The following is a 17,975-nucleotide window of genomic DNA, read 5'->3' on the forward strand; positions in this document are numbered from 1 at the left end:
ACCGCGTCAGGTCAGACCGTGGTGGCGTTCCCGGCTTTCCACTCGTCCCAGGGGACGTTCCAGTCACCGAGGCCGTCGGTACCCGACAGCGTTCCACCGACGGTGTTCTTCACGACGACGATGTCGCCGCGCTTGGTGTTGTCGTAGACCCATTTCGCGTTGGTGGGACTCAGGTTCAGGCACCCGTGCGAGGCATTGGAATAACCCTGCTGTCCCACCGACCACGGTGCGGAGTGGAAGAAGATGCCGCTGTAGGACATTCGCGTCGCCCAGTCGACCGGAGTGCGGTATCCGCTCGACGAATTCACCGGCACACCGTAGGTCGAGGAATCCATCACGAGATGCTCGAAGCGGTCGCCGATGATGTAGACGCCGTTGTCGGTGGGGGTGCTGTCCTTGCCCATCGACGTCGGCATGGTGATCACATCCTGGCCGTTGACGTTGAACGTCACCTGCTTGGTGTTGTCGTCGGCGGTGGCGATGACGGCGTCACCGATCGTGAACGACGTCGTGGCGTTCTCCTGGCCGAAGATGTCGTCACCGAGATCGCGCCCGTACACGTTCACCGCCACGTCCACCTTCGTACCCGGTGCCCAGTAGTTCTGCGGACGCCAGCGAACCTCGGAGTTGTTGACCCAGTAGAACGCGCCCTCGACGGCGGGCGTCGTGGTGACGGTGATGGCGTTCTGCGCGGCAACCTTGTCGGTGATCGGTTCGTCGAACTGAACCGCGACCGGCTGACCGATTCCGACGACTGCGCCCGGGTTCGGCAGAACGTAGGGCTTGGTGAAGTTGCCGGGTTGGCTGGTGGTGAAGCTCGATACGGTACTCGACGCTCCCCCGAGTCCGTACGCGTCGGCCTGGATGCGGTACTGACGGTCGTAGCCGAGCGGTTCGGTGTTGGTCCACGACAATCCGTCGGGCGAAATCGCACCCGAGACCGGCTCGCCCTCCGGGTTGAGCATCGTCACCGAGGACAATTTGCCGTCGGCGACCGAGACGGTCACCGGGTCCGCAGGCGAGAAGCCGACGGCACCGTCGAGGACGCTCGAGGTCAGCTTCGGCTTCATCAGCTCGGTCATCGGATTGGAATCGATCGGCACCGACGGTTCGGAGATGTCCGATGCAGAACTACATCCCGACAGGACTGCCACCGAAGCAACCACTCCCACCGCGGCGAGTACGAATCCGCGATACACCCTCATGAACCACACCACTTCCCACTTCGAGCCCGACCCGGACGATTGTGCCAGCGGAAAATCGGACACTCCACTCGACAGCCCGTTCGATGAGTAACGTTCGAGTACCAATCGCATACCAGGAAGTTCGTGTTACCTCCCGTCACGGTTCCTGCGAGCTCCTGTGCCCGCGCATCACCGCCCCGGGCCGGACACGGTGAGGACAACGTCATATCCGGCTAACTGACGTGTAATGACGGCGCACCCTGGGCCGGGCACTGTGGAATACATGGTCACCACGGTGAAGACACTCTGCGCGTACTGCGGCGTGGGATGCGGCATGGTGCTCGAGATCGGCGGCCCGTCCACGTCCTCCGATGCCGCTCCGACCAGGCCCGTCGTCACCAAATCGGTCGGCGACAAGTCTCACCCGGCCAACTTCGGCCGGCTGTGCACCAAGGGGACCACCACCGCGGACATGCTCGCCGGTCCCGGACGGCTCGAGAAGGCCCGGATTCGGCACCGCCGCGGCGAGCGCCCGGAGAGTATGGACACCGCGGCGGCGATCAACGACACCGCCCGACGGCTGCGAGCGATCATCGACGAACACGGCCCCGATGCGCTCGCGCTGTACGTGTCGGGACAGATGTCGATCGAGGCCCAGTACCTGTCGAACAAATTGGCCAAGGGGTTCATCGGCACCAACCAGATCGAATCCAATTCTCGACTGTGCATGGCGAGTGCGGGAACCGGATACAAACAATCGCTCGGTGCCGACGGCCCGCCTGGATCGTACGAGGACTTCGACCACGCCGACGTGTTCTTCGTGATCGGCTCCAACATGGCCGACTGTCACCCCATTCTCTTCCTGCGGATGATGGACCGCGTCAAGGCAGGCGCGAAGCTGATCGTCGTCGACCCCCGTCGCACCGCCACCGCGGACAAGGCCCACTTGCATCTGCAACTCGAGCCGGGTTCGGACCTGGCGCTGCTCAACGGTCTGCTCGCGCTCATCGTGGAGAACGGCGACATCGACCCCGAGTTCATCGCAGAGTTCACCGACGGGTGGGACGCGATGCCGGAGTTCCTCGGTGACTACACCCCGGAGAAGGTCTGCACCGCAACCGGTCTCGACGAGCAAGACCTGCGGGCCGCCGCCGCGATGATCGGCGGCGCAGAGAACTGGATGAGCTGCTGGACGATGGGGCTGAACCAGTCGACGCACGGAACCTGGAACACCAATGCGCTGTGCAACCTCCATCTGGCGACCGGTGCCATCTGCAGGACCGGCAGCGGCCCGTTCTCACTGACCGGTCAACCGAACGCCATGGGCGGACGAGAAATGGGATACATGGGCCCAGGGCTGCCGGGACAGCGAGCGGTGGTCAACGACGCCGACCGCGAATTCGTCGAGGATCGATGGGGCGTTCCGCGTGGAACGCTGCGCACCGACGTCGGCGGCGGAACCATCGAGATGTTCTCCAAGCTCGCTGCCGGTGAGATCAAGGCCTGCTGGATCATCTGCACCAATCCGGTTGCCTCGGTGGCCAACAGAACGACGGTGATCGACGGTCTCGAGCGCGCCGAGTTGGTCATCACTCAGGATGCGTTCGCCGATACCGAAACCAACGAGTACGCCGATGTGATGCTGCCCGCCGCGTTGTGGACGGAAGCACACGGAGTGATGGTCAATTCCGAACGCAACCTCACGCTGTTCCAACCGGCGCTCGAAGCACCTGGCGGTGCGCTGCCGGACTGGAAGATCATCGCCGACATGGCGTGCGCGCTGGGGTTCGCCGATGCCTTCACCTATGCGAGCGCCGAGGAGGTGTTCGAGGAGATCAAGCAGTTCTGGAATCCGAACACCGGCTACGACATTCGCGGAGTCACCTACGAACGCCTGCGCGAGAGTCCCATCCAGTGGCCGTGTCCGCCCGACGCGTCGACCACCCGGCACCCGATCCGCTACCTCAACGACGGGGTCAGTCAACGACAACGGGTGTCCGAGGACGGTGCGATCCCCGCATTGTCCTTCCCCACCCCGAGCGGTCGGGCTCAGTTCTTCGCCCGGCCCAGCATGGCGCCCGCGGAGATGCCCGACGACGACTTCCCGTTTCTGCTCAACACCGGACGCCTGCCACACCAGTGGCACACCATGACCAAGACCGGCAAGGTCGCCAAACTGAACAAACTCGATTCCGGCCCGTTCGTCGAGGTGCATCCACTCGACGCCGATCGGCTCGGTGTGATCGACGGCGACAGCGTCGAGGTCGCGTCCCGCCGAGGCCGAGCCGTCCTCCCTGCCGTCGTCACCGATCGAGTGCTCCCGGGCAGCTGCTTCGCACCCTTCCATTGGAACGACGAGTTCGGTGAGTATCTCGCCATCAATGCCGTCACCAACGACGCCATCGATCCGTATTCTCAACAACCCGAGTTCAAGGCGTGCGCTGTCACGCTCACCAGAGTTGCTGCAGACCGATCACCCTCACCCGTGGACGACGAGCATTCCCTCGATCCGGTCGATGCACTCGCCACGATCGTCGGCCGCCCTGCGCGCCCTTCGGAACCACTGACCACAATCGAGCAGCGTTACATTGCAGGACTTCTCGAAGGTCTGGGCAGTGAGGCGGGCCGCAGCGCCGCCGGAACGCCCACCCTGCCGTCGCAGACTCCCCTGTCCCCCGAGACCCACGCATGGCTCGACGGCGTTCTCGCAGGACTGTTCTCGCGTGGACCCGACACCGACGGTGCCATCTCCGGCGTATCGGCCGATACCGCTGATCCGGGCGGTCGCTCGGTGCTGCTGCTCTGGGCCTCCCAGACCGGCACCGCCGAGGAGTACGCCCAGTCCTGCCTGGCCCACCTGCGAGGAGCCGGTCTGACGATCGCCGAGCACTCGATGGATACGTTCACCGTCGATCGTCTGCCCGCCGAGGCCGATGTGCTCATCGTCAGCAGTACCACCGGTGACGGCGAGGCACCCGACAACGGCGCGACGTTCTGGGACAGCCTCGTCGCCGAGTCCGCGGCGAAGCTTCCGGGAATTCGTTATGCCGTACTCGCTTTCGGAGACTCGAGCTACGCGGACTTCTGCGGCCACGGACGCAGGATCGACGAGCGTCTCTCCGAGTTGGGTGGCCGGCGACTGCTCGAGCGCGTCGACTGCGAGCCCGACTACGAGAGCGAGGCGGCGGCGTGGCTCGATGCGGTGGTCGATCTGCTTCGGCGCGATGACGACACCACCACCACCGAGGGTGCACGGGTGGAGTCTGCGCGTACCGTTCCGCAGACCGGCGCGGAGCCGGAGCGGTACAGCAAGAAGTCACCGCTGGTGACGACTCTCGTACGCAATCGGGTACTGACCGCACGCGGATCGGTCAAGGATGTCCGCCAGTTCGGATTCCATCTGCCCGACGGCACCCTCGAGTACGAGGTAGGCGATGCGCTCGGAGTGTGGCCGCGCAACAGCGATGCCTACGTCGACGAATGGCTCACGGCCACCGGACTGGACAGCGATGCAGCCGTCGACCTCGCTGGATACGGCTCGATGTCGCTGCGCACGGCACTGAGCCGCCACCTCGAAATCGCACGTGCGACACCGGATCTGCTGAAGTTCGTCCATCGACGGACTGCGGACGACGATCTGGAGGCGATGCTGCATCCCGACAACAAGCACGCACTGTCCGACTGGATGTGGGGTCGTCAGTCGATCGACGTGCTTGCTGCACACCCCGTTCGCGCCTCGGTGGACGACTGGCTGGGAGTTCTGAAACCGTTGCAACCACGGCTGTACTCGATCTCGTCGAGTCCGAAGGAGAACCCCAACGAGGTACAGGTGACCGTCTCGGCGGTGCGGTACAACGTGCACGGAGTTCCGCGGCGTGGTGTGTGCTCGACCTACCTGGCCGACCATGCTTCGAACCACGATGTGGGGATCTTCGTGCAGAAGACCTCGCACTTCAAGCCGCCGGACGATCCCACCACCCCGATGATCATGGTGGGTCCGGGTACCGGAGTGGCACCGTTCCGCGCCTTCCTGCACGAGCGTCGCGCACTCGGGCACACGGGCCACAACTGGCTGTTCTTCGGTGAACAGCACGCCGACACGGACTTCTACTATCGCGACGAACTGACGGCGATGCTGAGCGACGGTTCGCTGAACCGCCTGGACGTCGCTTTCTCGCGCGATCAGAAGGACAAGGTCTACGTCCAGGATCGGATGCGCGAGCACGGGGCCGAGCTGTGGAACTGGATTCACCGCGGTGCCCACTTCTACGTGTGCGGCGATGCGTCCAGAATGGCCAAGGACGTCGACGCCGCACTGAAGGGCGTGGTGGCGCAACACGGCAAACTCGCTCCCAGCAGTGCCGAGGCCTACGTCAAAGCCCTTGCCGCAGAGAAGCGATACGTACGCGACGTCTACTGAGTCGGTGGAACCGTGCGGGTGAGGAACTCGATCTGATCAGTCACCACCCTCTCGAACGCCTCACCCAGGTAGATCTCGAAATGGCCTGCGTCGTAGGTCCTGATCTCACCGTGCGGTGCCGTCCGTGCGTAACGCAGAGTGGCCTTCGCCGGCGCAACCGAGTCCGTCTCGCAGACGACGAAGAGGATGGGGCACCGAACGTCCTTTGCCCGACGCCCGGGCCGGTGCCGCACGATACGCAGCGCAACTCTCGCTGCGACTCGGTTGTGAAAGGTCTCGTCGGCGTCCGGCGCGAGTGCCAGGTAACCGTCGTAGCTGTCGGGTGAGGTCATCAGCGCGGTCGTCCCGGGTCGTCCGGCCGTGTTCACCATCAGCGGCGGTCGACCGATCACCGAACCTGCCAGATCACCCAGTGCCCGGCCGGACAGCTTCATCGACGTCCAGGTGTTCGACGCGAGTCCCGAGGCAATTCCGTCGGTGAACGGGCACTGCGAGATCACTGCCGCGACCTGCTGGTCTCGGGCGGCGGCGACGATGACGTGACCACCACCGAACGACGAGCCCCACAACACGATTCGGGAGTTGTCCACATCTGCACGTGAGCGGGCATGAGCGATCGCCGAGGCCCAGTCCTGCAATTGCGCGTCGATGTCGAGCAGCTGTCGTGGCTCGCCGCCGCTGGCCCCGAAGTAGCGATAGTCGAACACCAGGCAGGCGTATCCCGCGGCGCGGAAGCGCTCCGCATAGGCGTCGAGCCGCATCTCCCGAGTTCCGCCGAGGCCGTGCCCCATGACGATCACCGGAGCCGGGCCGGTACCCCTCGGAAGATAGAGCCACGCCGCGCAGGCGTCACCGTGAGAATCGAACGTGACATCGATGCGATCTGGGATCGAGCCCCCCGGCTGCGAATTCATGCGCAGACAATAGCTCACCGGGTCGAAGCGATGGTCGAGAGTCGGTCGATCAGCGTCCGGAGTGCTCGGCGGCGTAGGCGTCGACGCGTCCGTACGCGATCTTGGGCGTCCAGTCGCGCTGCACCAAGCCGAAGTTCTGCTCGGTGTCTGCGGTGTCGGTACCGGCGTCGCGCAGGCTGTACACGTAGGCCGGTCCGAGCCAGTCGTTGCCGAGTACGGCATCGAGGACGACCCCGATGCTGTCCGATTGCACCTGCTCGCTGACACTGTTGGGTGCGGTCCCGGTGGGCGCTCCGAACTCGGTGATCCAGATCTGTTTGCCGCTGTCGCCGCCTGCGATCATGGTGTCTCGCATGGTCCACATCTTCATGGCGGTGTTCCACGATGCCGTGTCCGGGTCGTTGGGTAGATACGGCCACGTGTACGGGTGAACATTGAAGGCGTCGAAGTACTTGTTGGATCCTTGCGCGTACATCTTCGACAGGAACGTCGTACCCGCGATGTTGCCGTCCTTGTCCTCGGCGGGTGCCATCCCGCCAGCGAGCACGGTGGAATCGGGTTGCACTTGCTTGATGGCCGTGTAGGTCGCCCGAAGCAGTGCCGAATAGGCCGCCACATCGGGAACGGGCTTGAAGAACGTCACGATGTTCGGCTCGTTCCACACTTCCCAAATCTTGATTCGGCTCTGGTACCGCTGAACCACGGTCTTGGCGAACGCAGCGAAGGTCGCAGGATTCGCAGGACGGGAGTGCGAATCGTTGACGGCACCGGCTACCCGTGCCCATCTCGGCGTGTACGCGACGATGCCGTGCACGCACATCCCGTGGGCGACAACGGCATCGATCACCCGATCCGTTCGGCTCCAGTCGAACCTGCCCCGCGTCGACTCGATGGCAGACCAATCGATGTCGAGACGAACCGCGAAGGACCCCGCGTCGCGGGCAAGCGTCAGTTCTCGATCCAGATCCGTCGGAGACACCGCGCCTATGGAAGCGCCCGGTGAGACTCCGATCCGAACGGCATCCGACTGCCGCGCACACGGCGGATTGTCCCCCGGTACCTGTTGCTCCCGCAGTACGGATGCGGCCGCAGGCATCGACCCGGCAGCCAGGGACAACAACACGACCACAAGTGCCGTTGCCGCTCGTCGCGGTGAACTCGGTTTCATCGGCAGATGTTAGCAACTTCCGTGAATGCGAAATCGAATACCGGCGATATTCCTTCGTAGCTGGGTTTGTCTCGGTCCTGGGCCGCAGAACCACGCCGAAAACCGAATTATGGAATGCAGTGACTCGGGCGTCGGTGAGACGACACGGCCTGTACTACCATCTGGACAATGACGACAGGATTTCCCGGCTTCGACGACCGCCTGAACGAGTTGCTGGCCACACAAGCGGAGAAGTCGGGTCAGTCCCCCGAGGCATACATTCGACGCGCTGTGGTCGATCAAATCGTGCGGGAGCTGTCCGAGGATCCCGATTCCGAGGTCGGTGCGCTGCTTCGAGTACTACAGGAGGGCGTGGACAACGGTGTCGACCCGATCGAGGCCACCCGGGTGTTCGGCACCCCGATCGACGACCCGGACAGGCTTGCCGCAGTCACCCGAACGGGCTTGATGGACACCAACTCCGACGTCGGGTACGACCGGGTCGTCGCCATGGTGGCCGATGCCCTCAGCGTTCCGTCGGCTGCGTTCTCGCTGCTCGACGACAAACGTCAGTACTTCAAGAGCGCCCTCGGGCTGCCTGCGGAACTCGGTGGCGCGCAGGAGGTTCCTCTCGACGGATCGATCTGCCGCTACGCGATCGACCTCGGGCAACCACTCGTCGTCGAGGACGCACGGCTCAACGACATGCTCAAGGATCACCCGTCGGTGCAGGGCAACATGCTCGTGTCCTACCTCGGAGTCCCGCTCACCGACGACGAGGGCCATTCCGTCGGAACCCTCTGCGTATGGGATCAGCAGCCCCGTCAATGGACTACCGGCCACGTTCAGATACTGCAGGATTTGGCGTGGATCATTCGCGAGCGAATTTTCGAATAATCGGCGAAATACCCATCGGGTATTAGCATTTTTCGGCCCACAACCGACTTGGAGTTTTTTTGACAAGTCGCCCGGGTTGCCTCTTTCGTCCCGGTATACATTTAAAGGGATATTCGGGACCACCGATCCGAACTAGCCACCGGAAGTAGATGTGCCCAAAACCCTGGATTCAATGCGCACCATCTCTCGGGCTGCCGAGGCGGACACAGTCGTCGACACTCGCACACTCGTGGATCGACTCCGAGTCGATCCATGGCACTCGGCGATCACCGTGGCCGTCGACGTACTTGCTGCTGTCGTGGCCGTGGTTGCAGCACTGCTGTGGTATTCGGGGAGTCTCACCGAGACCGGCTGGCTGCCATGGCTTTTCCTGCCGCTCCTCGTGGGCATCCTCGCCGCCAAGTCGATGTATCGCCGCGGACTGCGGCGCAACTTCCTCGACGAGATCGGGCCGGCCGAAACGGCCGTCGCGTTCGCATCTCTGGCGTTGATGGTCTCGATGTTCGTGGCCGACACCGACTATCGGCCGAGTGCCGTCGTATTGCGCATCTGGGTGGCGAGTGCCGCGACAATCGCCGTTGCTCGCTTGATCCGTGTCGTCGTTCAACGGTTGATTCGAACCAAGTACGGCTCCGCCGCACCGACCATCGTGTTGGGCAACGATCCGATTGCCCACCAACTCGTTTCACGGACACGTCAGTTTCCCGAGTACGGTCTGCTTCCGGTCGGTTACGTGGGCGAGGCACCGGTCGCCGACCTGTCCTCGGCAGGCGAACCGGCCGATCTGCCTCACCTCGGAGTCCCGAGCAACTTCGAGACGATCGCTCGCAGAACGGCAGCAGAAGAACTGATCGTCGCGTTCGCACCGACGGAGGACCGGGAGCTCCTCGGTGCCATAAGGACAGCGCATCGACTCGGCATGCGAGTGTGGGTGGTGCCGAGACTGTACGACGCAGTAGGTGTCAACGCCCGCGTCGAGCACATCGGCGGTCTGCCGTTGATGGTGCTACCGCACGTGAACCCCAAGGGGTGGCAGTTCGCGCTCAAAGGAGTTCTCGATCGGGTTCTGACCGCCTTCGGCCTACTGCTGCTCTCCCCCGTCTTCCTGACGCTGATGCTGCTCGTGCGCCTGAGTTCCCCTGGACCGATCTTCTTCAAGCAGGAGCGAATCGGTCGCGACGGATTGCCGTTCGATTGCCTGAAGTTCCGTTCCATGCGGCCTCCCCGTGCCTCCGACGCCGAGTTCGAGCGGAAGGCCGGTGACGCGCCCGGCGGTGTCGAAGGTGTCGATCGACGAACGCGCGTGGGAAAGATCATGCGACAGACCTCGATGGACGAACTTCCGCAGCTGCTCAACGTCCTTCGCGGCGACATGAGTTTGGTCGGTCCGCGGCCGGAGCGCCCCGAGTACGTCGACCTGTTCGAGATGCAGATCCGTCGGTACGGGGAGCGGCATCGAGTGAAGGCAGGTGTCACGGGATGGGCTCAGGTGCACGGCCTTCGCGGTCAGACGTCCATCGCCGACCGCGCCGAGTGGGACAACTACTACATCGAGAACTGGTCGGTGTGGCTCGATGTCAAGATCCTGTTTCTCACGGTTCTCGCCGTTCTGAAGCGCGCCGAGGACTGATCGTGGTCTACGCCGAACACGACCGCGTTCGGGGCACCGCGTGATCACGTACGTTGCGCTCGGTGTCGGCGCAGCGCTGGTGTTCGCGCTGGGCTGCGCGGTGGCCTCGGCGATCTACCGTCGGCCACAGCGCGGGGTTCTTCTGCTGGCCGGACTTGTTCCACTGCACGGACTTCTGGTTCTCGTTCCCCTCCCCGGGATCGTATCGGGCTGGAAGGAAGGGCTCGTCGTCTTCACGGTCCTGTGTGCGTGGCTACGCCGACCACGGCACGTCCGCGGCTCGACGCCTCGAGTGTTCATGCCGTGGTGGCCGGCCGCTGCCGTCTTCGTCGTGTTCGGCAGCGTCTCTGCGCTCACCACCTTCGGAATCGTCGGCGTGTTCGGCATCAAGGTCACCTTCTTCTACATCCTGCTGGTGGTCGTCATGTGGCTCGCGCCGTTCGACGCCGCGGACCGGGACCATCTCGTGTCGGTTCTCATGGGAATGGGCGTGTTCACGTCGGCGGTCGGCATTGCGCAGCTTCTGGCCGGACCCGCGGCGCTGGTGTCGCTGGGTTACGAATACGGCACGCAGGTCCGAACATCGGGGGGACTGCTGCGCACGTTCAGCACGTTCAACCTGCCGTTCCCCTTCGGTCTGTACGTGATGTTGGCGTTGCTGGTCGGTGGTGCGGTTGCGTTGGCCGATCCGCGCCGTCGACGAAACATGTTGTTTCTGTGGGCAAGTCCGATGATGGTGGTCGCCATGTCCAGCTCGATCGTGCGAGGAGCGATTCTCGGGCTCGCCGTCGGGGCCATCTACTTGATCGCTGTGCGTTTCCGCTACCTCGCCGCGCCGCTCGCGCTGGCGGCGCTGGCAGTCCTGGTCACGATTCCCTTCGTTCCCGGAATCACGTCGGTCTTCTTCTCGTCGAGCAGCCTGGGTCAACGCGGCGACGGCTGGGCGAACATCATCGCCAGCATTCTGGTTCATCCAGTCGGGACGGGGCTGGGATCGAGTGGGTCTGCAGCAGACCGCATTTCCACCGCCGAGGGCGTCGCGTTCACGCAATCGGGGCTCTCGACCAATTACCAGCCCGACAACTACTACGTCAAGGCGCTGCTCGAATTGGGGCCGATCGGCCTCTGGGCCGTCGTGGCGCTGTTGGTGACGTCGTTGCTGTGGTGCACCCGCCTGTCCCGGGCACTACCGGGTAGCGACGGTGCGCTCGCCCTCGGAGTCGGTGCCTCGATCGTCGCCGCGATGTTCGCCAGTCTCGTCTCCACGTATTTCGAGATCTTTCCGATCGATGTCTATTTCTGGCTCTTGTTAGGAGTGGTGGGATGCGCAGCAGCGCAATACGAATCGTTTTCGGGGCGCTCGCCCTCCGACCGGGCGGAAGCGGCGTACAGACCTACATTCGCGAACTCCTGAACGAGCTCCCGCATTGCCTACCGGGTACCGATCTCGCCGCGTGCGTGCAGCGCGACGCCGTCGGCGATCTTCCACCCTCGGTCGCGGCGATGGAGAGGCCGGTCACCAGCGGTGCGGCTCGCGCTGTGCTCGGTGCCCTCCCTGTCGGTCGTTGCGATGTGGTGCACGGCCTCGACGTCGACCTGCCGTTCCTCACCAAGGCCTTCACCGTTGCGACGGTGCACGACCTCTCGGTCATCGACATGCCGTCGGCTTCCAGTCGATTTCGCGCACTGGGTGAGCAGAGACTGGTACGGCGCGCACTGCGCCGCGCAGATCTGCTCATCGCGGTCTCTCAGTTCACCGCCGATCGAATCAAGGCGGTCAGCGGGCGCGACGCCACGGTGGTCGGCCTGGCACCCGCCGCATGGGCCTGCGTCCCCACCGAGGGCCGGGTGGACGCCGTTCGACGCAAGTACGACTTGCCGGAGCGCTTCGTCATGCAGGTCGGAACGGTGGAGCCTCGCAAGAACGTTCAGCTGGTGGCGGACGCAGCGGAGAGTCTCGGACTACCGTGCCTGTTGGCCGGGGCCGGGTCCACCGGCCCCCAAGCCCCCCGCAATTCCCAGGGGCTCGGGTACGTCGATGTCGAGGATCTGCCCGGCCTCTACGCTGCTGCGACGATCACTGCGTACGCCTCTCGATACGAGGGCTACGGGCTCCCACCCGTCGAGGCGATGGCCTCGGGCGGCGCGGTCGTCGCCAGTGCCGTCGGTGCCCTCCCCGATGTCGTCGGCGACGGTGCCGTTCTCGTCCGATCGGAGAACGTGGACGACTGGGTACAGGCGATGAAACCCATCGTTTTCGACGGGGATGCCCGCGCAGCCCTCGTCGACGCGGCAGCCGTGGCAATCCGCGAGATCAGCTGGCGTCGAACGGCCGAGCTCACCGCCGATGCATATCGAGCCGCAGGCGTGGTCTGATGGCCGAGGACCTCGCGCTCGACGGCACCGAGCAGCCCCCCGACTACCGCGCAGTCGCCGCGGATCCGAAGGCCGCGGCCAAGGCCACTATTGCGGTCCTGATCAGCCGAGTGATCATCGCAGCGCTGGGATGGGCAGGCAGCGTCGTGGTCGCGCGGTCCCTCGGACCGGACGACTGGGGCCAGTTCAGCTTCGTCTTCGCGCTGCTCGGCTTGATGTCCGTCGTCACCGATCTGGGAGTCGGACGCGTCGTGCTGGCGAAGTTGATGGACGACGATCCCGAGGAAATCGGGAGAACGGCATCGTCGTTCCTGGCTCTGCGTACCGTCCTCGGGTTGGTGGGGTACGTGCTGGCCGTCGCATACGTTCTCCTGCTGCAGTATCCGAGCGAAGTGGTTCTCGCGACGGTCGTGGGCGGACTGGTGGTCGTGTTCGCCACGCCGGGCCACGCCTTGAGCGTCCTCTTCCAGAGCCGTCACCGCCTGGTCCTCGTGGCCGTCGCCGAAAGCGCGGGCCAGGCAATCCAATTGGCCTTGACCGTGTTGGCGGCCGTGCTGGCCCCCACCCTGCTGATCTTCGTTCTCCCGGCCGTGGCCAACGAAGTGTTCAAGTTGGTGACCAAGGGCTTCGGCATCGGCAACCGTTCCATGGGCCTGCGACCGTCGCGGCACATCGAAATCCGTCGCTGGGGGCCCTACCTGAAAGAGGCCGTGCCCCTCGCGATCGGCTTCGCTCTCACCATCGCCATGCTCAAGATCGACATGTTGATGCTCAGCCTGCTCGACACGTTCGAGGCCGTGGGACTGTATTCCATCGGCTACAAATTCTCGGACATGATCGACACCTTCGTGTTGGCGGCGGTGGCACCGATCAGCACCTTGCTCGTCGCGTCGTGGCCCCACGACACCGCAGCGTTTCGAGCGCGCACACGTTCGGCTGCACTGCTGTTCGCACTGTTCGGCGCGATGGCTGTCGCGGCGTTCGTACCATCCGCCGAGCCGCTGATCGGATTGCTGTACGGCGAGAGATTCGTCGACGGAGCTCACGCGGCCCGTCTGCTCGTGATCGGCGCTGCGCTGATGTCGTTGGTGATGCTGGGCATATTTCTGCTCGCATCGGCCGGAATGCAACGCCACTACCCCGTGGTGGCGTTGGTCGGTCTTGCCCTGAACGTCGGATCGAACCTCGTTCTGATCCCGCGAATGTCGTACGACGGAGCTGCAATCTCCACGGTGGTGACGATCGGAACCACACTCGTTCTGCTGTGGATCGTGATCGCGCGGAGTATTCCGATTTCCAAACTGTTTCCGATGCAGTCGATTTCGATCGTCTTCGTGATCACGGCAGCTACGACGGTCGGCGGCTGGTTCCTGGTGCAGTACTACCCCGGCCTGTGGCTGCTCGTCTCCGCTGCGGCAGCGTTGCTGGTCGCGACCCTGCTCTGCGCGCTCGTTGCCATCGGACTCGTCGAGTCACCACTGCCGGGACCGGCAGAGAAAGGACGACACCGTGCGCGCACCGAGTGAAAACCACAGACACAACGGACACATCGCCCGATTCGGGCGGTGCCGACCGGAGTCGAAGTTCGGTTTCGCGACGTTAACACAGCAATGTGCTTGTTATTCCAATGTTGTTGAAGTTCAATTTCATTCACGTGCGGCACGGCTACGCGGACACCATCGGAGCCCGGCTATCATCGAGCCCGTCGGCTCCACGAATCGCCGAAGCGGTACATCCGCTCGCATCAACGACGGAAGGGTACGCGGTTGATGTCCGTCCACGATGCCGTACACCGGGGAGACGTGCCCCCACCCATCGACCTCGCGGGGCACATGCGTGAGCTCGGCCGGGCACTGTTGCCGGCCGTGATCGTCGCTGTGCTGGTGGGGGCGGGCGTGTTCTACCTCAGGAGCGAACTCACCGACAAGCAGTACGCTGCGTCGATCGTCGCCGAGATCGAACCCGCCCAAACTCTTGTCCCCGGTGATGCGTTCATCGAGCAGATGCGCGCACCGTTCATCGAATTGGCAACCGATCGCGGCGTGCTCGACGAAGTACTCTCACAGGTCGACGCCGGTATGGACGCAGCAGAACTCGCCTCGAGCGTGGAGCTCTCCCCCGGCACCTCGCCTGCACTGCTCACCGTGACGGTGACAACCCGATCTCCCGAACTCGCCGGGGATCTGGCCGAGGCGATGGTGTCGACCATGGCAAGCACCAGCACTGCCAATGCAATTCGCGACTCCGGCGATCGTACGGGCGATGCACAGTCTGCAGTCGACGCGCAACAGGCTCGAATCGACGCCTTGGCACCCGACGATCCGAGCCGGCCCGCGGCCGTCTCCGAGCTGGCCGATCTGCGCGCCCGCCTGAGCGAGGTTCAGGCCACCGCGGGCGGAGATCGACTCGTCGTGCTGTCGAACCCCGAGCAGAGCACCACTCCGGTATCGCCGAAACCGGTCTCGGAGGCACTCGTCGCAGCGCTCGCCGCCCTCATCGTCGCGGCCGAGCTGATCGTGTTGCTCCGAGGACGCTTCGGACGCAGGCCTTCTCGCTCCTGGGCACGTCGGGTCTCCCGCAAATACGGAGCTCACTTCGACTCGACAGCGGGTGACACGATGCCGCCGGCCGTTGCTGCGCGGATTTCTGCGCTCGAACGCGGCGATCGCCCCGCCTCCAGGGGTGCTCGACACGCTGCTCCCAAGAGCGAGAGCGTGATCGTCCTACTGGTCGGCGAGGGTGCCGTATCCGAGTCGGTCCCCGATCAGGACCGGACAACCGAACACCGCCGAGCCACCGCAGAATTCGGCGTGTCGGAGCAGTGGTGGCAACACACGGAGGTGAGCGACGTCGAGACCGTCGTGGTGCTGGTGTCGAGACGTGGACGGGACAAGAAGGCAGCAACCGCCGCGCTGCGACGGCTCGACGACTTCGACATTCCCGTGCATCTGGTTCTGCAAAGCGGCAAATCGACGCGACAGGTGGAACAGACCGCACAGACGATCGCGCCGGAAGGCCAGAGACATGCCAGCTGACAGAATTGCCGTCGTACACGAACGATTCACCGAGATAGCCGGATCCGAGCACGTCATCGAACAGCTCGCGCTGCACTGGCCCGCTGCCGAGGTGTTCGCGCCGATCTCTCGGCCGGCCGGAGTACCGCCAGGAATCATCCGTGAGCCGCACACGACCGGCCTCAATCGGGTGTACAACGCATTGGGTCAACGGTCGTACGCGCCTGTCCTTCCGATGATGCCGCTGGCCTTTCGCCGCATGCCGCTCAGCGGTTTCGATGCAGTCGTCGTGAGCCACCATGCCTTCGCTACCCAGGCCGTGTTCGCGACCGATTCCCCGGTGATCGCCTATGTTCACAGCCCCGCACGATGGGCATGGGACCCCGAACTGCGCGCGGGCGAGGGCGGCGGTCGAGCCGGAGCGGTGATACTGACGGCACTGTCGGCCGTTGCCCGTCGATGCGAGATCGCTGCCGCACCGAAACTGACCACCGTGGTTGCCAATTCGACTGCGGTTGCACGTCGCATCGAGGACTGGTGGGACCGTGACGATGCAGTGGTGGTTCATCCTCCCGTCGACACCGAAGGTTTCACACCGGATCCGTCCGTCGAGCGAGAGAACTTCTTCCTGCTCGCCGGACGCCTGGTCCCCTACAAGCGTCCGGACATCGCGGTACGCGCTGCCGCCGAGGCCGACGTTCCCCTCGTTGTGGCCGGAGACGGTCGTGCGATGAACGCCTGCCGGGAACTGGCCGGACCCAAAACGACCTTCTTGGGACGAGTTTCACACGAGAAGCTCCTCGAACTGCACCGAACGACGCGTGCCCTGCTGATGCCGGGAGTGGAGGACTTCGGCATCGTCCCCGTCGAGTCCATGGCAACCGGAACACCAGTCATCGCCTTGGGCGACGGCGGTGCCATGGACTCGGTGGTACCCGGAAAGACCGGGGTGCATGTACCCCCAGGCTCCGACGATGCGGTGATCGCCGGATTCGCCGAGGCCATGCGCTCATTCGACCCCGCAGACTACGACCGCGCCGCCATCCGTACGTGGGCGGAGGGCTTTTCACGCGCCAACTTCCGCAGTCGAATGCAGGAGGTCGTCGATGCCGTCCGCTGAGCGCAGCTACCGCTCGACCGCGCTGGATCGCGTCTTCGCCGACACCCGAATAGTCACCGCGGTCGGTCCGGTTCGTGGTCTCGATGTCGGACGCACGAGACGAACGCTCACGGCCGCCGCACAGGCCGACGCCGAGGCACACCTCGCCGTGGAACCGCGGTCGGACACTCGGCAATGGCGCTACCGCACCGACATCGCAGGTGACAACGTCACCACCGGTACCGGCCCCACCGACGACCTCGGTCGGATGCTCACCGAGATTCGATCCCGAGACGGCACGCGCAGCCCTCTCGAGGTGATCGTGTTCGACGACCATCTCGCGATCGACTACTCACATGGAATCGGAGACGGCCAGATCGGCGTGATGATGCTGGCGGCGTTCTGCGACGATGCCGACGGGATGCTCGTGCCCGGGCTCACGGCAGGATTGCCCGCGAGTTCGACGTGGAAGGCTTTGTGGCGTCACTATTCTCGGAACCCCAAGACCGTGTCGGATTTCCGGAAGCTACGCGGTCGCCACCGAGCCGAGGCCGACGGCGGGTCTGCTCCCCGCCGCCGAATCGAGAACTGGGAAACTGCGAAAGTCAGCCGCGCCGGGTACATGAGCCGAGATCGGGTGGACGAACTCAAGCAATGGACGGCCGAGTACATGCCGGGTGCGACAGCCGCGTCGATCTCGATCGCGCTGTGGAGTGCGGCTCTGCGCGCAGAGGGCGTCGACGTCGCCGAGCACATCATGGTCTTGTTCAACAGTCGACGCTACCTCGATCCGGCGCAACAGAATTCGCACGGCAACTTCGCCGTCGGCATTCCACTTCACCTCCCTGCTGGTACGACACCGGTCGCTATCGCTGGGGCAATGCGTGAGGTGATCGAATCGGGATGGCCGATAGCGGTATTGGGAATGTCGCTACTGCGCGATGCTGCGTCGCGCATTCGGTCTTCGGTTCGCCCGCAGCACACTTCGGTCGTCGAGGTTCCCGAGAAATTGCGGCTGGCCGTCAGCGATCTCGGGCGATTGCGGGTCTTCGACCACCTCGAATGGGCCGACGACGGCAGGCCGCCGCAGATGGCCGCATCACTCGAACCCGACGGCCCGGACGGCTGCACGATGCTCATCGCCGAGATCGCCGGTGGGCGAACCTACACGGCATCGTTCTGCAGCAAGATGATCGACGTCGCGGTCATGGATTCAGCGCTGCAGAGGATGTGCGAAGACCCCGTCGCTCTGCTGCACCATGCCTGAGGAGTCACGAGCTCGATCTCTCGAACC

Annotated in this window: 12 protein-coding genes; 9 read left to right on the plus strand and 3 right to left on the minus strand. The window is 64.3% G+C overall.

What is annotated here, in order from left to right; genetic code table 11:
- Nucleotides 1-11: 11 nt before the first annotated feature.
- Complete coding sequence (locus CH251_RS09440) at nt 12-1,205, minus strand: Ig-like domain-containing protein (protein WP_094612973.1); 1,194 nt, start codon at nt 1,203-1,205, stop codon at nt 12-14.
- A 262-nt stretch (nt 1,206-1,467) separates the two neighbouring features.
- Here CH251_RS09440 and CH251_RS09445 point away from each other — a divergent pair, with 262 nt between their 5' ends.
- Nucleotides 1,468-5,604, plus strand: a complete 4,137-nt coding sequence (locus tag CH251_RS09445) for a bifunctional nitrate reductase/sulfite reductase flavoprotein subunit alpha (protein WP_094612974.1) — start codon at nt 1,468-1,470, stop codon at nt 5,602-5,604.
- Here the strand turns inward: CH251_RS09445 and CH251_RS09450 are convergent.
- Both CH251_RS09450 and CH251_RS09455 read right to left on the minus strand, forming a co-directional pair.
- Nucleotides 5,598-6,518 carry an alpha/beta hydrolase gene (locus tag CH251_RS09450; RefSeq protein ID WP_094612859.1) on the minus strand — a complete coding sequence of 307 codons (921 nt, stop codon included), beginning with the start codon at nt 6,516-6,518 and terminating at the stop codon, nt 5,598-5,600. The two genes, CH251_RS09445 and CH251_RS09450, sit on opposite strands and share 7 nt — an antisense overlap.
- 49 nt (nt 6,519-6,567) lie before the next feature.
- Nucleotides 6,568-7,686, minus strand: a complete 1,119-nt coding sequence (locus CH251_RS09455) for an endo-1,4-beta-xylanase (protein ID WP_094612860.1) — start codon at nt 7,684-7,686, stop codon at nt 6,568-6,570.
- Between the two features lie 168 nt (nt 7,687-7,854).
- Here CH251_RS09455 and CH251_RS09460 point away from each other — a divergent pair, with 168 nt between their 5' ends.
- The 8 genes from CH251_RS09460 to CH251_RS09495 all read left to right on the plus strand — a co-directional run bounded on the left by CH251_RS09460 (nt 7,855) and on the right by CH251_RS09495 (nt 17,948).
- A complete protein-coding gene (locus CH251_RS09460) occupies nt 7,855-8,562 on the plus strand; it encodes a GAF domain-containing protein (RefSeq protein WP_094612861.1) in 708 nt (235 codons plus the stop codon).
- Between the two features lie 172 nt (nt 8,563-8,734).
- Entirely contained in the window at nt 8,735-10,192 is a 1,458-nt protein-coding gene (locus tag CH251_RS09465; RefSeq protein ID WP_094612975.1) for a sugar transferase, read from the plus strand.
- 40 nt (nt 10,193-10,232) lie between these two features.
- On the plus strand, nt 10,233-11,606 hold the full coding sequence (locus CH251_RS09470) for an O-antigen ligase (protein WP_094612862.1): 1,374 nt from the start codon (nt 10,233-10,235) through the stop codon (nt 11,604-11,606).
- The gene (locus CH251_RS09475; protein ID WP_094612863.1) at nt 11,516-12,568 is read left to right on the plus strand and encodes a glycosyltransferase family 1 protein; all 1,053 of its coding nucleotides are present in this window, start codon (nt 11,516-11,518) and stop codon (nt 12,566-12,568) included. The genes CH251_RS09470 and CH251_RS09475 overlap by 91 nt, the downstream gene beginning before the upstream one ends.
- Nucleotides 12,568-14,094, plus strand: coding sequence for a flippase (locus CH251_RS09480; RefSeq protein ID WP_094612864.1), 1,527 nt, complete (start codon nt 12,568-12,570; stop codon nt 14,092-14,094). The genes CH251_RS09475 and CH251_RS09480 overlap by 1 nt, the downstream gene beginning before the upstream one ends.
- Nucleotides 14,095-14,370: 276 nt before the next feature.
- A complete protein-coding gene (locus tag CH251_RS09485; RefSeq protein WP_143537952.1) occupies nt 14,371-15,603 on the plus strand; it encodes a hypothetical protein in 1,233 nt (410 codons plus the stop codon).
- Nucleotides 15,593-16,702 carry a glycosyltransferase gene (locus tag CH251_RS09490; protein WP_094612866.1) on the plus strand — a complete coding sequence of 370 codons (1,110 nt, stop codon included), beginning with the start codon at nt 15,593-15,595 and terminating at the stop codon, nt 16,700-16,702. The genes CH251_RS09485 and CH251_RS09490 overlap by 11 nt, the downstream gene beginning before the upstream one ends.
- On the plus strand, nt 16,689-17,948 hold the full coding sequence (locus CH251_RS09495; RefSeq protein WP_094612867.1) for a hypothetical protein: 1,260 nt from the start codon (nt 16,689-16,691) through the stop codon (nt 17,946-17,948). Before CH251_RS09490 ends, CH251_RS09495 begins: the two co-directional genes overlap by 14 nt.
- The last annotated feature ends 27 nt before the right edge of the window (nt 17,949-17,975 follow it).

The sequence above is a fragment of the Rhodococcus sp. 06-462-5 genome, assembly GCF_002258315.1.
Classification (GTDB): Bacteria; Actinomycetota; Actinomycetes; order Mycobacteriales; family Mycobacteriaceae; genus Rhodococcoides.